Genomic DNA, 18175 nt, shown 5'->3' on the forward strand with positions numbered 1-18175 from the left:
TGGTTTGCCTGCTGGCAACGCACTTTATCGACATTAAAAACTCGGGGAAACAAAATGGCTGAAAACTTTTTTGGACTTACCGATACCGGTAAAATACGCACCAATAACGAAGATACCTTTATTGCCCAAAAGGTGATGAATAACCGTTATGTGCTGGGCTGCGTTATTGATGGCGTAGGCGGATACAACGGCGGCGAAGTAGCCGCTGCCATAGCGCACGACGAGATCGTTGCTGTACTCCAACATACCGATGATGAGGTAATACCGGCCATGATCAGCGCGTTTAAGCTGGCCAACAGGCGCATCATCGAAAAAAAGGCACAGGATAGCTTAAACGATAGCATGGCCTGTGTATCAACCATGGCACTGGCCGATGTTGCCAACAACTTGTTTTACTATGCCCACGTGGGCGATACCCGTTTGTATTTGTTGCGCGATAACTCGCTGGTAAAAATATCCAAGGATCACTCCTTTGTGGGTTTTTTGGAGGATACGGGCAGGCTTACGGAGACGGCCGCCATGCAACACCCGAAACGTAACGAGATCAACAAGGCATTGGGTTTTGACATCCAGATGGATACTGACGATACTTATATCGAAACCGGGCAATCGCCATTTTTACCGGGCGATATGCTGCTGCTATGCAGCGACGGGCTGACAGATATGGTAGATAAAACCGAGATCACCGATATTATTACCCAGCCGACATCCTTACAACAAAAAGCCAAAAGCCTGATAACTGCTGCCAACAACAACGGCGGCAATGATAACATTACTGTGGTACTGGTGCAAAACGACAAAGCGCCACAAGTAATTACGGCCACCAAACCGGCAAGTACAACCAAGCTTCCGGGCGAAAATGGCAAAGGAGATACAACCGTTCGGGAGCTCAAAGCTACCGGCACACAGGTTCAACCTTCAGCGAAGAAAGGCAGTTTTTTCACCAAGTTTTTCGCTGTGCTCGCGCTGATATTTTTAATTGCCGCGGTAGGGTTTTACTTTCAATGGAAAAATTCAGAAGTGCCCGAAAAGCCAATTGCCGCGGTTGTTAAACCCGGCCGTAACGCGCAGGAACTAAAGCTGCAAAAAGCTATAGATAGTTTGAAAGGCGATACCCTCGTGCTTTCAGCTGCCGATTATAAAAGCCCGGTGATATTGAGCGACGCGTTGCGGATTCAGAAGGATAGCCTGTATATTAAAGGCAATGGCGTCCTTATTACAAAAGATACTACTTACAATGGCCCGGCATTGTCGCTTTCTGCCAGGTGCCGTTTAACGTTGCTTGATAGCTTACAGTTTAAGGATTTTAAAACCACCGTTTTAATGGTGAATAGTACCCTGGTGCTGAAACATGTGCAATTTGGCAATAGTCCGTTCCCGGTGCAAAGGGCCTATGTTTTACCCAACGGCAAATATATATCAACCCAGTTACCGGCGAATACCATTAAAGTGGATACGTTGATCAAAAAAACAAGCGCGGCCAATGGAGCAAAGTAAGATCATTCCGTCGGTATCGCGCGGTAAGGAGCGGCTGTTTTTATTATTGATCACCATTTTGCTTTCGCTGCTGTTTTACAGGTTGCATACAGTACTGCAACTACGCTTTGCTGATGTTGACAAACGCTTGCAGGATGGCACCATGATCAACCTGAACGATAAAGCGCCGGCCGCAAGCCTGCGCAGGCTATTGCAAAAAGGTTATTACTTTGATGATAAACGCGACATAGCGCTTATTGAAGCTACTGTAGCCCAAAACATAAACATCGGCGACCAGATAGATAATATTGGCGAACTCAACAAACGCAAATACTATATTGGTGCCGATGAGGCTTTTCGCCGTGGTGGCGAATCATTTAAAAAGCGGGTGAGCGCGTCGCGTTCGCTATTGGGATATACCGGTGAAGATTCTTTACGTTTTACGCAGGAACAAACAGCCCCCCCTTCCCTACCTGCCGAAACCAACCTGGGCATAGGCACTTACAGCATCAGCGGCAGCATACAAAACAAAGAGCATTCCGTGCCCGGCGTACTGGTAAAACTCGAAATGATATTACCGCAGGACAGCCTGCTTACCGACGAACTTGCCGAAGACATTACCACAAGCACCAAACACGGCAACGGCTTTACCGAAACATTTTTACCCGATAGCGCAGGCAAACCACGCTTGCAATCAATAACGGCATACGCCCGCACAGGTACCGATGGGCGTTTCAGTTTTAAAAATCTGCCCAATAGTAAAGCATTTAAAGTATTGCCTTTGCAGCCGGGCTTTCAGTTTGGCACCTCGCAGGGTGTGCAAAATTTAGATGAAGATGTATCGCTTACTTTCCATCAATCGCCGCATACGATCAGGTTATTTTCTACGCGCGACTTTAACATCCTCAAAAGAGAAAAATCGCTCATCATCCGTACGCCGCAAGAATTTAATGAATGGTTTTGGATTATTGCGGGCAGCTTCATAGGCGGCTTTGTAGTCATCCATATATTATTATCATGGAAATTTAGCCAGGCTGATCAGTTGATACTACCCATAGTAATGCTGTTAACGGGCTTGTCGTTCTTGACGCTGCTTAGTTTGCAGGATCCACTTCGCGACCGCTTTTTAGCTAAGGATACCCTGGTGTATTTGGGCATTGGCATGGCAGCATTGATAGTGATGCTGAATATAAAACTTCGCCGTTTCAACACCGATTCGTGGTTATACCGGATGCTGCTATTCAAAAACACACGGTCGGCGGCCAGTGGCTGGCCATGGGCTTTGCTGGCAATCACGCTATTGGCCATGACCATCGGTTTCGGTACCGGTCCCGAAGGCAGCGGCGTTAAGGTGAACCTGTTTGGCTTTCAGCCCAGCGAAATTGTCAAATACCTGATCATCTTTTTCCTGGCAGGTTTTTTCGCCGTAAACGAAAAGCTGATCAGCGAATATGCGAGCTGGACAAAGCGCTGGTCGTTCTTTTCAACCGCGCTGATAGCCATTTTGGTAACCTTGATGCTGTTTTTATTGCTGGGCGATTTGGGTCCGGCGATGGTAGTTTGCTTCACCTTTATCACGCTCTTCTCCTTCTCCCGTGGCGATTTTGCCTTTATGGCGGGCGCGGTAGTTATATACGTTATTGTATCGTGGGTGGTAGGCAATGTTTGGCTCTCTGCTACTATAACCGCTGCTATTGTAGCCTTGCTGATACTGTTTCAACGCAGGCAATTGAGCGAATCGGCAGTGATGGTGCTGGTAATTATGGCCGCATTTTTAACTATCGACCAAATACCCTATTTAGGCAAGCTGTTTCCCGGCCCGGTTGAGCGCCTTACCGACCGCAAAGCCATTTGGGAAGACGCCTGGAACAACGAGGTTTACGGCGGCGACCAGGTAGCCAACGGCCTTTGGGCGATGTCGAGCGGTGGATTTTCAGGGCAAGGTGTTGGCGAAGGTTTTGCCAAAACCATCCCCGAGGCACATACCGATATGATACTCCCTTCTATGGGTGAAGAATTTGGCTGGACGGGCATTGTATGCATCTTCCTGCTGTTTTTATTATACCTGCACCGCTCCATTATCATCGGCCGGCGAACGGGTGCGCCATTCCTGTTTTACCTCTGCGCAGGCATAGGCATATCTACATTCGTTCAATTTTTGCTGATCGCGGGCGGCTCTACCGGGGCATTGCCGTTATCGGGGGTGTCGTTGCCTTTTCAAAGCTATGGTGGCTCATCATTAGTGGCTAACCTTTTGGCATCTGGCTTTTTACTGTCGGCATCATTGGTTAGGGGCACGCCGGTGCAAATGAGCTACATCTCTAAGCAACAGGATAAAAATTTGGTACCCGCGCTTATCGCAGCTTGTTTGGGCATCCTGCTGCTTAGCGTAAGTGTATCGCGCTACTTGTTCAACAATAAAAAATGGGTGGTACAACCCGCCTTGGTTGCCGATAGAAGCGGTTCGCGCATGTTCAGTTATAATCCGCGTATAGCCATATTAATGAACAGATTACAGGCCGGGGCGTTGTATGACCGTAACGGCTTGCTATTGGCTACCAGTAACCCTAATCTCATAAAAAAACAACGGCTTAAACTTGCCGCAGCGGGTATTGATTATAATTTGGATTCGGCCGTGCATAAGCGGTTAGACCGATATTACCCATTTGAAGAACAAATGTTTTTTTGGACGGGCGATGCCAATACAGGTGTATTCAACGGCAGCATCAATGGCTACTTTGCCGAATACGAACACGCCGCCGAACTACGTGGCTTTAAACTGCCTGCTACCAAGTTTGATGTAGTAGCCAATCGCTATCGAGAGGATAAGTTTTTAGCCCGCGGCGTAAAAGAAATGACGGTGGTGAAGAAAGACTATGCACAGCTTGCCCTGCTCCTGCTGGCCGGTATTAACAGTCCCGAAGTAGCAGCCTTTAAAAACCGCAACCGCGATGTAAAACTGACCATGGATGCAGGCCTGCAAACCAGCATTCAGCAATCTATAGCTACCGATACTTCGTTGTTTGACAATCGCGTTTCGGTAGTGATCATGAAGGCCGGTACGGGCGATGTGCTCACATCCGCCGTTTACCCGCTGCCGCCTGTACACGATTGGGAAAAGCTGACCATGACCACCGCCGAACAAAACCAACTGGCTAACTGGATGACCACATCCGATCTTGGGTTTACCCTATTTACCCAGCCCGGCTCTACCGCCAAGGTATTAACCTCCCTGGCAGCGTTCAACAAACTCGGCCTGGCCGCTGCCGAAAAAACGTATTCCGTAAGTATGAATGAACGTGTACGTACCAAAGGCATCGAACCCGATGAAACCGGTATAATCACTTTGGAACGGGCAGTGGTAAAATCAAACAACGTATACTTTATTAAACTGGCCAACGAAGAGCATTTGCAGGAGCAAATGGCCGATCTGTACATCAAAACCGGGATGTTTTTACATGGTGCGGGCGGTTATTATTATAACAAACAGGCCACTAACGAAAAACAGGAAGAAAAATGGCGCGAACTATGGCGCAAAACCGAGTTTAATACCAAGCCGCGGTACGATCCTAATAACGTGCATAAAACACGTGCCAAGGGTATTTCGGGCATGGCCTGGGGACAGGGCGAATTGATCGCGAGTCCTGCCGCTGTTGCCCGTATGGTGGCGGGTGTAGCCAATAACGGCAATATGATAGGCAACCGTTTTGTGCTGAAGGTAAGCGATTCATCAACCACGGTAAAACCGGGTATAAAACTGGTGAACAATGCGCAATACGCGCAGCTGATGCGCAAATATATGATTGAGCAGAGCGCGCTAAAAACTTATACCCTCGGCATTTCGGTAGCGGGTAAAACCGGTACGCCCGAACGGATATGGAAAGGCGAACAGATCAACGATGGCTGGTATGTATTTTTTGCGCCGATGGCAAAGGGGAATGATAACGTGGTGGTGTGTATCCGGGTGGAAGCTACCAAAGGCTCGTCTGACGCTGTTAAGCTGGCAGGCAAGCACGTTATACCATTTTTGCTAAAAAAGGGTTATATTAAAAGTATTGTACAGCAAACAAATGAATAAGCTGTAAGTTGAACTAAAATTGAGCACTATTAAACTGATAAAGGCAGTATGATATTTAATCTTTTTAAAAGCGATGCAGATGAGCGCCCTACCGATGTGAAAGGTATACGCCATGCTTTGCTCCAATTTATTAAACAGGAACTGCAAAAGGCCGAAGGCGGCGAAGGCAATAATATTAAGGGCGTACTGCTTTACCTGTCGTGCAATTCGGCCGAAAGGCATGTTTATGAAACAGCCTTGTATACCGATGAACCCGGTAAGTTTAAGGATGAGATACAACGCATTGCCGATGATTACGCGCTTGAGTTACCGCCCAACTGGACATTGGAAGTAATATTTGATGAAACCATTCCGCCAGAAGCCGTAAAGGCTGCCAATGTGGATGCCGCGTTTTTTGTGAAGACCAGTAAACACTTCATTAAGCAAACCATTACTGCTTACCTAAGGCCATTAAGCGGCGAAACTACCGAGCAGCAATACCGCGTAACTTCCGACGATAGCAAGATCAACATTGGCAGGGATAAGCAAGCGCAATCTGATGAGGGATATTTCCGTATCAATCATATCGCTTTTCCGTCTGATAGCGCTAACGAGAGTAATAAATACATCAGCAGGCAACATGCCCACATCGAGTGGAAAAATGAGGCAGGCAGGTTTATGATATTTGCCGATGAAGGCGGCGTACCGCCACGCAATAAGGTAAAGGTGCGATCTGATGCTACCGAGCAACTTACCAAACTACATTCTACCGAAATTGGGTATGAGCTGGAAGAAGGCGACCAGATCATACTGGGCGAATCGGTGGTTTTATTATTCAGTTATAAACCATTATAAATGAGTAAAGTATTTACTATAGCTGACGGACTGGAAAATTTAGGGGCATTGCGTACCGGCGGACAAGGGTCGGTATATAAAGGGCGGCGTACGGGTACTATTTATTCGGCAGTGAAACTGATACCTACCCCTATTTATTTGGAAAGTGCCGACGATAAAAATTATCGCAACTTCCAGAATGAGGTGGCCAAGCTGCAAAAGGTAAACGAAGAGCCCAACCCCAATGTGGTAAAAATATTGAGCTACGGCATTACCGAAAGCGGATCGTTCCCCTACATAGAAATGGAATATGTGGAAGGGCCCGACCTGTGCGAATTGCTGCAAGCGCCGCATGATAAGATCTTCACCCTTAAAGAACTCATAAAAGTAGCCGATCAACTGGCCTGCGCCCTGCTGCATTGCCACAATGTTGGGGTAAAGCATGGCGATATTAAAAGCAACAACGTAAAATACAACATCCATACCGGCAACTATGTACTGCTCGATTTCGGGTTGGCCATCATGAGCGACGAACAACGCCGCAGCAGTGTACGCCATGCCGGCGCTATCGAGTTTATGGCTCCCGAACAACACGAGGGTAAAATGCTGCTGCAAACCGATGTATATGGTTACGGGGTGATCTTATTTGAGTTACTATCCGGGCAGGTGCCCTTTCCGCTGCACGGCGATGGCGATACTGGGCGCAATGCCGTTATGCTGGGCCATATCGAGGGTACAATACCCGATGCCATGTTACTGCGCGAGAATAATTTGCCCGAAACATGGTCGGCAGAAAAGAAGGCGCAGGAGATGCAGGTACCGGCATGGCTGTTGGAAATGGTATACACCTGCCTGCAAAAGAACCCGCAAGATCGTTACAGCGATGGTTCGGCATTGCACCAGGCCATTGTAAAAGGTACACTGGCTACCGCAAACAACCCGGTTACTATCGACCTGAAAAAAGAGAACGAACAGTTGCACCAGCAATTGCTGCAATACCAAACAGCCAATACGGCCGCAGCAGTTCCGCTAAATATCAGTACAGATAAAGTGCAGCTCAGCAAACGGGCATTTGCGGGTTTGATAGGTGTCGCGGTTCTATTTTTAGGCTTGTTTTTGTACGCTGTGCTGGATAAAAGCAAAGCCGTAACAGCTACTACAACCCCTATAACAACAACCAAGCCCTACCGCTCACCTTTTATATTTGTAAAATATTACAACCACGATAGCGTAATGCGGGCCAAACGCGATAGCATAAAGGCACAGCGTAACGCGCTTATGCGTAGCACTATCGATTCGGTTGCGCAACAGGAGATATTGAAACAGCAGCCTCCAAAAAAGAAAAAGCGGAAAAAGTTTTTAGGCATATTTTAGGTATCGCCATAAACCTATTGCCTATTACTTAAATTTGGCACTATTGGGGGATTTTTAATAATGATAAGCAAGCTACAGCAACTCGCTAAACAACTTGATGGTGACCTGTATACCGATAAGCAGATGCGCATACTGTATGCCACCGATGCATCGGCCTACCGCGAAATGCCACTGGCTGTAGCAATTCCCAAATCGATAGCGGATATTAAAGCGCTCATCGGCTTTGCCAATCAAGAAAAAACATCACTTATTCCACGTACGGCCGGCACTTCGCTGGCCGGTCAGGTAGTGGGCAACGGTATTGTGGTTGATGTATCCAAACACTTTAACCGCATTATTGAAGTTAATGCCGACGGAAAATGGGTACGTGTAGAACCTGGTGTAGTGCGCGATGAACTGAACTTGCACCTGCAACCGCATGGTTTGTTCTTTAGTCCCGAAACCTCAACGGCCAACCGGGCCATGATTGGTGGCATGGTGGGTAATAATTCCTGCGGATCAAATTCGGTAACCTACGGCAGCACTCGTGAGCATTTGCTCGAAATAAAAGCCATATTATCAGATGGTAGTGACGCGGTATTTAAAGCGCTTAACTTTGACGATTTTATAGCCAAATGTTCCGGCAAAACATTGGAAGCCAACATATACCGGCAAATAAGAAGCCTGTTAGGTAATTACGAAAACCAGGAAGAGATCCGCCGGGAGTTCCCGAAGAAAAGCATTCACCGCCGTAATACAGGTTACGCGGTAGACGCTTTGCTGAATACTTCGCCGTTTACAGCCGATACTGATGATTTCAATTTTTGCAAGCTGATAGCGGGTAGTGAAGGTACGCTCGCTTTTATCACCGAAATCAAACTGAACCTTACCCCGATACCCAAAGGCGTAAGCGGTTTGCTTTGTATTCATTTTAACAGTGTGGATGACGCGCTGAATGCCAACCTCATCGCGCTGAAACATAAACCTATTGTAAGCGAGCTGATAGATCATTACATACTCGATTGCACCAAAGGCCATATTGAACACGCGCAGAACCGCTTTTTTGTACAAGGCGATCCGGCAGCGGTATTGGTGCTTGAATACTTTGCCACAGACGAAGCAGCTGTAAAAAAGATTGCTGCCACGGTAGAAACTGAAATGCGTAATGCCGGGCTTGGCTACCACTTCCCGCTGCTGTTTGGGGCCGATACTAAACGGATATGGGCCTTGCGCAAGGCCGGACTTGGCTTGTTAAGTAATTTGCCCGGCGACGAAAAGGCTGTAGCTGTAATTGAAGACACAGCAGTTGATGTGACCGATCTCCCGGCCTACATCCGTGATTGTGATAGATTGCTGAAAAGTTACGGACTACATACCGTTTATTATGCCCATGCAGGTTCGGGAGAAATACATCTGCGGCCCCTCATCAACCTAAAAACTGAAGAAGGAAACGCGCTTTTCAGGCAGGTAGCGCAAGAGATTGCAGCCTTGGTTAAAAGCTATAAAGGCTCTTTAAGCGGTGAACATGGCGATGGCAGGCTCCGCGGTGAATTTATAGCACAAATGATAGGCGCGCGCAACTACAACCTGCTAAGGGAGATCAAAAATACCTGGGACCCGAACAATATTTTTAATCCCGGCAAAATTGTGGATACCCCGCCCATGAATACCATGCTGCGGTACACTCCCGGTCAACAAGCCAAAGAGATAAAGACCACCTTCCGCTTTAACGGACAAAACATATTGCAACATGCCGAGCAATGCAATGGCTCGGGCGATTGCCGCAAAAGTCATTTGGCGGGCGGTACCATGTGTCCCTCGTTTATGGCTACCCATAACGAAAAGGATACCACCCGCGCACGCGCCAACATGCTCAGGGAAATACTTACGAGGGGTAATCAAAGCAACCCGTTTAACTACCCTGAACTTAAAGAGGTAATGGACCTGTGCCTAAGCTGTAAAGCCTGCAAATCCGAATGTCCATCCAACGTAGATATGGCCAAGTTAAAGGCCGAATTTTTACAACAATATCATGATACCAATGGCATTCCGTTTCGTTCCCGTTTAATTGCAGGGTTTAACACCATAAACCGTGTAGCTGCTGTAATGCCGGGCTTTTTTAATTTATTGGTGAACAGCAAAGCCACATCGGGTGTCATCAAAAAGCTATCAGGCTTCGCGGTAGAACGCACCTTACCCAACCTGCATAAAACGACATTGAGGCATTGGTTCAATCATCGAAAAGCAGAACCTGTAAATGCCCCCATTGGCACCGTTTACTTTTTTTGCGATGAGTTTACCAATTATAACGATACCGAAATAGGCAAAAAAGCGATCCCCCTGCTTGAAAACCTTGGCTATCGTGTATTGATGCCCGATCATTTTGAAAGCGGCAGGGCGGCTTTATCAAAAGGGTTGCTGCATAAAGCCCGCAAAATAGCCACCGAAAATGTGCGGTTGTTAAGCCAACTCATCACCAATGATACCCCGCTTATCGGAGTAGAGCCATCGGCCATACTTACCTTCAGGGATGAATACCCGGATCTTGTACCTGACCACCAATTGGACGCCGCCAGGCAGCTTTCACGCAATACCTTTTTAATCGACGAATTTTTAGCGCGTGAAGTCGTGAAGAGCAATATCAAAGCATCGCAGTTTACCGGTGCTCATCAGCAGATAAAACTGCATGGGCATTGCCAGCAAAAGGCATGGGCGGCACTGGGTGCTACAGAGAAAATATTATCGCTGCCGCAAAACTATAAGGTAACAATCATCCCGTCGGGCTGCTGCGGAATGGCGGGTTCTTTCGGCTACGAAAAAGAACATTACGACCTATCCATGCAAATTGGCGAACTGGTTTTATTCCCCACGGTACGCCAGGCCGATGCCGAAACTATTATTGCCGCACCGGGCACCAGTTGCCGCCACCAAATAAAAGACGGCACTAAGGTTATCGCCTTACACCCGGTAGAGATTCTTTATAACGCATTGATAAAATAGCGGCCAGCCTTTTCACTTTTAAAGCCGCCCCTATTTCCCAATGCGCTACAAAAAACTTTTAAACTCTGTTAATTCTTCAGGAACTTCAAATTAGTCGGCACTGGTCCATCGGCAGGGTAAGTAACAAAATCAATGTTAAGTAAGTTGCTTTTAAGGCTAAACGTAGCCTTATCAAAAAGTACTTGGTCAAGCGTGGTGGTTATACCGGGTTTGTTGGCTTCCTTTACAAACACTTCTTTAATACTAACAATCAGTTTATCGCCCTCTATTTTGTAAGTGCCGGTTGACGTTGCAGAAAAAAGAGGTGTAACCAGGCCTATGTAGTGCATGGTAAAAGCACTGTCAGCACTAAAGAATATCTCGCGGGTATACTCACCGGCCGGCGGCGTTTCTGTCCAGCTACCTGCCAAAGAAATTTTCTTTTCGGGCTTAATTGTTCTTTCTTTAACACATGCCGTAAATGTAATAGCGCATACCAAAGCGAAAGTAAGTAATTTAGTAAGGGTATTTGTTTTCATATTCATAAAGGTTATTTACAACCATTACGGCTAAGAAAGCACATTGCGACAGCACAATTACCATTTAACAAAAATTTAATACTTAAATTATTAAATTAACATACGATTAATCAACAAAAGCAATTCGGTTCAACTCTCCTGCTTCGATCATCCGCCCGAAAAAATTTCATAGTTTGATAATATTAGTATAACATGCGTACCCCAAATTGCGTTATTGATTTAAACAATGTTTATTACTAACAGTGGCAAAACAAGTAGCAGGATAGCATTGTTATACCATCACCAATTATCCTATTTTTCATGTTACAAAATATATTGATTGTTGACGATCAGCCGGAGATGCTGGAGTTAATGAAAGACATTCTCGAACCGGAAGGTTTCGCGGTTACCACTTTGGTTTATGTTGATGATATTGTGAGCTGCGTAACCCAGCATCAGCCTGATTTGGTAATACTCGACCACCTGCTGGCAGGTGTAAATGGCGGCGAATTATGCCGCGAGATCAAAAATCATCCCTTAACAGCCGCTTTACCAGTCATCTTACTATCGGGTTTCCCAAGGCTACGTGAGGCCTTTGGCGATTTTGGTTCGGATGCCTTTATAGCCAAACCTTTCGATATCAACACGCTTATTAATACGGTAAAAAGCTACCTGGCCGATGGCCATATGCTTGCCCACGCTTAATAGTTTTCAACTAAAATGGTTATCAGCCAAGGTATTTTTACAGCTTGTTTGATAACCATTTTTGTATAATTACTGCTCTATTCTTATCAAATTTCTGCTATCTGTTCTCGCAGTAAAAGGTTGTAAATAATTATCCTCAAAAGTTTCTGTTTTGTAAAATTAAGCCAAATGCCGCCTTTGCAGCCTGCATTGCAGTATTTTTGAGCTTTGGATAATTAAAAAAATGTACAAAGCATTAGCACTAACCTGCCTTATTCTACTAAAACTTGGCTTCGCATCTGCCCAAACAGATTGGCAGTTAAGTACCGAAAAAGAAGGCATTAAGGTATATACCAGCATAGTTCCCGATTCTAAAATAAAAGCCATTAAAGTTGAATGCTCTTTCACCTCCACCGTATCGCAATTTGTGAGCGTGATACTGGACGTTAAAAACGCCGCCGAGTGGGTTTATCATACAAAATCGTGCTCGTTGGTTAAACAGGTTTCCCCTTCCGAGTTATATTATTATTCGGAGATCAGCCTGCCCTGCCTGCCGAGAACCGCGATTTTGTAGCTCACCTAACCGTAACACAGAACGAAGAAACCAAGGTAACCACTATTGATGGTCCATCAGTAAGCGGTTTTGTTCCGGTTAAGGATGCTATTGTAAGGATAGATCACTCCAAAGGAAAATGGATGATCACCCCGTTAAAAAACGGGCAGATAAAGGTAGAATACAGCCTGCACGTTGATCCGGGAGGCGCGTTGCCCGCCTGGCTGGTGAATATGTTTGCTACTGATGGGCCGATGAAGATCTTCAGGAACCTGAAGCTCCAGCTGCAAAAACCTGCTTACAAAAATGCAGATTTAGCTTTCATCAAAAATTAAATCCCCACATAAAAAAGATCCAGTACGTGCGTATGCACATACCGGATCTTTTTATTTAGAAGAAGAATAGAAAACTTTTATTTCACTTTCAGTTCTTTACCTGCAATGTCTTCCCAACGATAGTAATGGAAAGTTTTATCGTCGCTCATTACCACAAATAAGCCATGCTTAAAGGTGCTGTTCAGCGGTGTGGTAGTTACATCCGAACCATCGCTTTGAGTAGCCGTAACATTGGCTATTTTCAATAACTGATGTTTAAACGGTTCGGTTTTGGTACCCTCCCTGCTAAAGATCTGGAAACGGTTAGCTCCCTGGTCTGATACCAGGATGTAACCTGTAGTATCAGTCAGTTTATAAATAGAGATACCTTCATGGTCAACCGCGAAACCGGTAGTACCAAATATGGCCAGTTCCTTATCCCCTTTTTCGGGGTCGGCATAATATTGCCGTACACCTGTTTGCTCGTCAGAGTAGTATACGTAGCCCAGTTCGTTATCAACAGCTATCGATTCTATTTCCTTTTTGCCGCTATACTTACCAAACTTGCGTACCAGCGTAGCTTTTACATGGCCGGTGCCATCATCCTGCAACAAATACTGCCACAGGTAACCACCTGTAAGCGGTCCGTTTTTACGGCCAACAATGGCGTACATCTTTTTATCCTTCGCGGTGTAAATGGCAATCCCCATCAGGTCGCGGTACTCGTTACCTGTTTCGCCCACAAATACATCGATGCCGCCGTTGTCAACGGGTTTCATATCCGGTAACGAAAATATACGCAGCTTGTGCGTTATGCGCTCGGTTGTAATGGCAATATCGGTTGGCTTACCATTTAACATCAGGCCATAAGCCAAATCAACATTGTTAGGGCGTTGCAAACCTTTTACCACTTTATCCTTTACTATCTTACCATTCAGGTCGAACACATACAAGGCACCGTTAGCATCTTTATCTGTACCTATCACGAGGCTTTTTGCCGGGTCTGCCGGATTGATCCATATTGCAGGATCATCAGTATCAAATTGTACCGGCTCGGTAATCACAGCAGGTTTTATCTGCTGTGATGTATCGGCTACACCGGCAACTGTTTTACCTGCCGGGTTTTGACCGCACGCTGTTACGAATAAGCCCAGGGCAAGCGGCGCGAAAGTATATTTACTTAGTTTATTCATTATTAAAAATGCCCTTTTGTTTCAACTACGGTTAAAGGGACCCGCATTACATATAATATATTTTAACTGATTAGTTAGTGCCAAACGCACCGATGTAAGTTGCCGGTGCAGGTGAGCTATACACCAAACCGTTAACTGTAATACCCGCCGCATGATGGCGTGTAAAAGTGGTAATACCTTTGCCCAAAGCCGGTGAACCGGATTGCAAATGAAAATCCCAGGTTAAACTAAAATCAGGGCTAAGCACCGGATTAGCTACCGGGTAGTTAACAAATTTAGGATCGTTATCACCTGCTTTGGTGCCAATCACTTCATTTTTGCCGCCTACTATATCTTTTGATGGTTGAAATTGGTCAACTGTAGTTTGATCGTATCCGTAATACAAGTTATTGCTGATTACCGAACGCGTATCTTCAGGCGCTTTTGTATCTCTTTTTATACCAAAACGGGTATTGGCAAATAAGTTGTTGTAAATATCGGCATGCACATTGCTCTCAATCCAAATAGAACCGCCTTTGGCCGACGGACGACGCCAGCCGGTGTTAACCATAGTATTATTATACGCTATAATATATGCCTGTGGCGTACGATCACCTGAATTTGAAAGCTTCAGCGCGTTAGTATTCGCACTGTAAACAATATTATAAGCCAGATCAGCTAAACAGCCCGATTTAAAATTCATGGCCTCGCCGCCGGTTACGCCGGTAGTGTAAAAAGTATTATTGGCGAAAATAATTTTACCACCTTCAATGTAAGTACAGTCTTCCTGAAAATTCCTGATTGTGCTGTTAACCACAATCAGCTTTCCGTTTAAATTGGAAAACCAAAGTGCAGGCAGGTTTTCACCTGCTTTATGCTTGTATAAACCCATTTTTACTGAGGTTGAACCGTCGGAAGTGGTTGCACCGCCATACTCTAATATAGTATGGTCAAGTACCAGTTCGGCACAGGTAGGCGCGGCTAAAATACCGCCCCACATTTTACCGAATTTGTGAGCGTCGGTTTTGTAAAAATCGTTCACCGTAAACTTGATAGGATTTTCTGCCGTACCCAAAGCATATAAGTTACCCTGTACAATAAACTCGGGTTTGGCAACAGTATCCATTAATACGGTTACGCCTTCTTCAATGGTTAGTGATTTTCCTTCAGGAATGATCACATCACCTTCAATTACGTGTGTACTTCCTTTTGCCCACACACCTGAAATTTCACCAATTGCCGATCCGTCGCTTGAGCTGGTATCAGCATCAATATTAGCTTTTTCGCAACCGGTAAAGGTTATTGCCGATATGGCCAGCGCTGCAAATAATTGTTTTATTTTCATCGTTTTTTGATTGATAATAATTTAATGCTTTATTAAAATTTATAGCGCACACCTAAAAGGTAGCTTTGTTTGTAGTAATCGTTACGTATAAGGGTTTTGCCGTCGAACTGCACATCATCATCTTTCAGTTTTTCATTTTCAGCGTTAGTGCCTTTTATGTACAGTTTGGCTGCTGTATTAAGTACGTTGCCTGCTTTTACAAACACACTCAATTTGTTTTTGAAGCGTTTTTCGGCAGATACATCCATCTGTACGAAACCGGCTTGCCATAGATCATTATTTAAGAATTGCGATACAGTATTGATACGCGGGCCTGTGTAAGCACCTGAAACCTGCACGTCCCAGCCTCTTTTAGTGTTTTTATATAATAAGGATACGTTTGCGATGTGCTCTGATTGTCCATATAATGGCCTGGTCTGTTCAACAGATATTTTTTTGGTATCACCATTATCCTCTTTGATATAGGTATCTTTCGGTGTAGTGATACGTGAGTGTGTATAGGTATAGTTTGCCTTCACACCAAATTTATTGAAGAACTTAATGAAATCTAACTCAATACCATAGTTACGTGCGGTACCAAAGTTACCCGGCGTGTAATAAGTATCTTGTCCTCGTATGGCATCGGCTAAAAAGATATACTCAATCGGGTTTTGAATTCTTTTGTAGAACGCACCTGCCAATAGTTGTGTACCTGCATCAGGAAATAGTTCATACCTCAAATCAAAGTTATCGGCAAGGGCACGTTTTAAATCCGGGTTACCGTTTTCAACAAACTCTTCTTGTTTTGCACCGCCAGGTATTAACTCGTAAAAACCCGGGCGGTTTAACGATCTGAAATATGAAGCATGCAACTGATCCTTTTCAGTAAGGAAATATTTAACGGTTAAACTTGGCAATACATCCGTATATACCTGGTTGCCTTGCGGACGCAATTCTCCGGCCGGGAAAAGCATCTTATAACCTTGATCGGTATGTTCTACACGTGCACCACCCACTACCTGAATGTCTTTAGTGGTGAACTTAAACATACCATAACCGGCACCTATTTTTTCAGATGCATCATTGGTTAACGAGTTGTTTACGGCACCTTCGCGGTTAGTTACAGAAAATGCTATATCGGTATATTTTTGAAAATCTACCCCATAAACGGCATCAGCGTTTACTGCCGAGAAGGAGTAGTTATTGTAAAAACTGCTGCGCTGCTTATCGCGATATAAACCACCGGCCATGAAATCAACATTTACACCTGCAATTGGTGCTGTATAGGTTAAATCAATATAACCTGCCTTATCTTCATCAGTGCTGCGTTCCCAACGGCGGGTTAACGATGTACCGTTGGATAAAAATGTACGTCGTGAAACGAAATTTTCACGTACACCGTTCAAGCTGATCGTTGTATTATCAGGCACCTCGTTTTCAGCGGCCGAATACACTGCCGACCATTGCACCTTCAATTTATCATCAAAAAACTTATGATCGCCGCGTAATGTACCGTTGTAAATTTGCTGCTTGGTTAAGCGACTCCGGGTTGAGTAGCCTAACTGCGCGTTACCCTTTTCAGGGTCATAGTCGGTTGAAAAATTGGTAGATACTTCATCACGTACCTGTATATTATCAAGCTTAACGTAAGTATTGAACAAGCTTAATTTATTGTGGCTATCAATCACATAATCTACTTTTGAGAACAAACCATAGCGTTTTTGCTGTTCAGAAAACTGACGGTCGCTTCTGCTGGTAATAGCTGCATATTCGGTATTGGGATTAACTTTTGAGCTGTAAAATACACTATTGCTACCCCTGTATGTATTTTGGTAACTACCTGCTAATAAAACACCCAGCTTATTTTTCAGGAAGCGTTGCCCTAATGATAAACTACCTACTACGTTTGGCGCAGGATTTTTATTAGTGTAGTCAAGATTGCCTTTCGGAAAATCCAATTGTGTAGCCTGATACTTTTTCCCGTTAATTTCATAAGGTGATTTACGGTTGATGTCCGAGTAATCATAACTCATAAATTTACGATCAAAGAATAATTGGTTATAACCGCCAGCAATATTGGCATTAACGGTAAAGCGCTCCGGAGCATCTTTCATCACCATGTTTACCACACCGCCAACCGCGTCGCCTTCAAGGTTCGGGGTAAGGGTTTTGTATACTTCCAGTCTTTCCAATAGATCGGAAGGGAAGATATCCAGCGGTACGTAACGGTATTTATTGTCCGGACTTGGTATTTTAACGCCGTTAACCAGGGTATAGTTATAGCGTTTATCCATACCACGTAATATCGCGTATTGCCCGTCGCCATTGCTGTTACGCTCTACCGATACACCCGATACACGTGAGATAACGTTAGCCACAGTAAGATCGGGCGATACTTCGATAGCTTTACCAGATACCACATTCATTACCTGAACAGATTGCTGCTCCAAACGGCGTGCCTCTCTATCAGTTGAACCGTCTCTTTTTGAAATGATGGCAACTTCCTGTAAATCTTTACCGGCTTCTTCCATGTATATTTTTATACGCGGATTATCTTCTTTAGTGATTTCTACCTCTTTAACAACAGTACGATATGATACGTAAGATATTTTCAGATTAAATACACCTTTTGGCACATCCTTCAGTTCAAAAGATCCGTCGAGCCCGGTTGAGGCCGATCTGTTGGCGTTTTCCAGTACCACGGTAGCACCTACTAATGGCTCGCCTGTTTTCTGATCGTACACATGGCCTTTCAGTTTTGTAGCGTTTGCGGCCGTTACAAATAAAACCATGTATAACAAGGTTTGTAAAATTTTATTCATTGTTGAAATGATTAATAAAAATTGTTGTTTCGTTTTTGATGGCGCAAAGGTTAGCAACACAAAATGGCTACCGAAATTTTAAGCGTTAC

General features: G+C 44.9%; 10 protein-coding genes and 1 pseudogene. 7 read left to right on the top strand and 4 right to left on the bottom strand.

What is annotated here, in order from left to right:
- The first annotated feature begins 54 nt into the window (after window positions 1-54).
- Genes ABD894_RS02580 through ABD894_RS02600 form a run of 5 tightly spaced genes read left to right on the top strand, consistent with a single transcriptional unit; the run spans window position 55 to window position 10720 of the window.
- Complete coding sequence (locus ABD894_RS02580; protein ID WP_345209417.1) at window positions 55-1497, top strand: PP2C family protein-serine/threonine phosphatase; 1443 nt, start codon at window positions 55-57, stop codon at window positions 1495-1497.
- Window positions 1484-5554, top strand: a complete 4071-nt coding sequence (locus ABD894_RS02585) for an FtsW/RodA/SpoVE family cell cycle protein (protein WP_345209418.1) — start codon at window positions 1484-1486, stop codon at window positions 5552-5554. The genes ABD894_RS02580 and ABD894_RS02585 overlap by 14 nt, the downstream gene beginning before the upstream one ends.
- A 48-nt stretch (window positions 5555-5602) precedes the next feature.
- Window positions 5603-6388, top strand: a complete 786-nt coding sequence (locus ABD894_RS02590; protein WP_345209419.1) for an FHA domain-containing protein — start codon at window positions 5603-5605, stop codon at window positions 6386-6388.
- Window positions 6389-7741 (top strand): serine/threonine protein kinase, encoded by a 1353-nt coding sequence (locus tag ABD894_RS02595; protein ID WP_345209420.1) that lies wholly within the window; start codon window positions 6389-6391, stop codon window positions 7739-7741. It begins immediately after the preceding gene.
- A gap of 60 nt (window positions 7742-7801) precedes the next feature.
- On the top strand, window positions 7802-10720 hold the full coding sequence (locus tag ABD894_RS02600) for an FAD-binding and (Fe-S)-binding domain-containing protein (RefSeq protein ID WP_345209421.1): 2919 nt from the start codon (window positions 7802-7804) through the stop codon (window positions 10718-10720).
- Between the two features lie 68 nt (window positions 10721-10788).
- Here ABD894_RS02600 and ABD894_RS02605 read toward each other — a convergent pair whose 3' ends face one another.
- Window positions 10789-11238 carry a hypothetical protein gene (locus tag ABD894_RS02605; RefSeq protein ID WP_345209422.1) on the bottom strand — a complete coding sequence of 150 codons (450 nt, stop codon included), beginning with the start codon at window positions 11236-11238 and terminating at the stop codon, window positions 10789-10791.
- Window positions 11239-11538: 300 nt separating this feature from the next.
- Here ABD894_RS02605 and ABD894_RS02610 point away from each other — a divergent pair, with 300 nt between their 5' ends.
- Entirely contained in the window at window positions 11539-11922 is a 384-nt protein-coding gene (locus ABD894_RS02610) for a response regulator (protein ID WP_345209423.1), read from the top strand.
- A gap of 223 nt (window positions 11923-12145) precedes the next feature.
- Window positions 12146-12789, top strand: a pseudogene (locus tag ABD894_RS02615) (START domain-containing protein).
- A 77-nt stretch (window positions 12790-12866) separates the two neighbouring features.
- On the opposite strand, the gene ABD894_RS02620 reads toward ABD894_RS02615, so the two are convergent.
- The 3 genes from ABD894_RS02620 to ABD894_RS02630 form a co-directional block, all read right to left on the bottom strand.
- Window positions 12867-13961: a phytase gene (locus ABD894_RS02620; protein ID WP_345209424.1), complete on the bottom strand. Its 1095-nt coding sequence runs from the start codon at window positions 13959-13961 to the stop codon at window positions 12867-12869.
- A 70-nt stretch (window positions 13962-14031) separates the two neighbouring features.
- Window positions 14032-15285 carry a right-handed parallel beta-helix repeat-containing protein gene (locus tag ABD894_RS02625; protein WP_345209425.1) on the bottom strand — a complete coding sequence of 418 codons (1254 nt, stop codon included), beginning with the start codon at window positions 15283-15285 and terminating at the stop codon, window positions 14032-14034.
- 32 nt (window positions 15286-15317) lie between these two features.
- Entirely contained in the window at window positions 15318-18086 is a 2769-nt protein-coding gene (locus ABD894_RS02630) for a TonB-dependent receptor (RefSeq protein ID WP_345209426.1), read from the bottom strand.
- Window positions 18087-18175 lie beyond the last annotated feature (89 nt).

The organism is Mucilaginibacter gynuensis (genome assembly GCF_039541195.1).
Classification (GTDB): Bacteria; Bacteroidota; Bacteroidia; order Sphingobacteriales; family Sphingobacteriaceae; genus Mucilaginibacter; species Mucilaginibacter gynuensis.

Coding starts and splice junctions, on each gene's coding strand:
- ABD894_RS02580 (WP_345209417.1), top strand. CDS start 55: ATGGCTGAAAACTTTTTTGGACTTACCGATACCGGTAAAATACGCACC.
- ABD894_RS02585 (WP_345209418.1), top strand. CDS start 1,484: ATGGAGCAAAGTAAGATCATTCCGTCGGTATCGCGCGGTAAGGAGCGG.
- ABD894_RS02590 (WP_345209419.1), top strand. CDS start 5,603: ATGATATTTAATCTTTTTAAAAGCGATGCAGATGAGCGCCCTACCGAT.
- ABD894_RS02595 (WP_345209420.1), top strand. CDS start 6,389: ATGAGTAAAGTATTTACTATAGCTGACGGACTGGAAAATTTAGGGGCA.
- ABD894_RS02600 (WP_345209421.1), top strand. CDS start 7,802: ATGATAAGCAAGCTACAGCAACTCGCTAAACAACTTGATGGTGACCTG.
- ABD894_RS02605 (WP_345209422.1), bottom strand. CDS start 11,238: ATGAAAACAAATACCCTTACTAAATTACTTACTTTCGCTTTGGTATGC.
- ABD894_RS02610 (WP_345209423.1), top strand. CDS start 11,539: ATGTTACAAAATATATTGATTGTTGACGATCAGCCGGAGATGCTGGAG.
- ABD894_RS02620 (WP_345209424.1), bottom strand. CDS start 13,961: ATGAATAAACTAAGTAAATATACTTTCGCGCCGCTTGCCCTGGGCTTA.
- ABD894_RS02625 (WP_345209425.1), bottom strand. CDS start 15,285: ATGAAAATAAAACAATTATTTGCAGCGCTGGCCATATCGGCAATAACC.
- ABD894_RS02630 (WP_345209426.1), bottom strand. CDS start 18,086: ATGAATAAAATTTTACAAACCTTGTTATACATGGTTTTATTTGTAACG.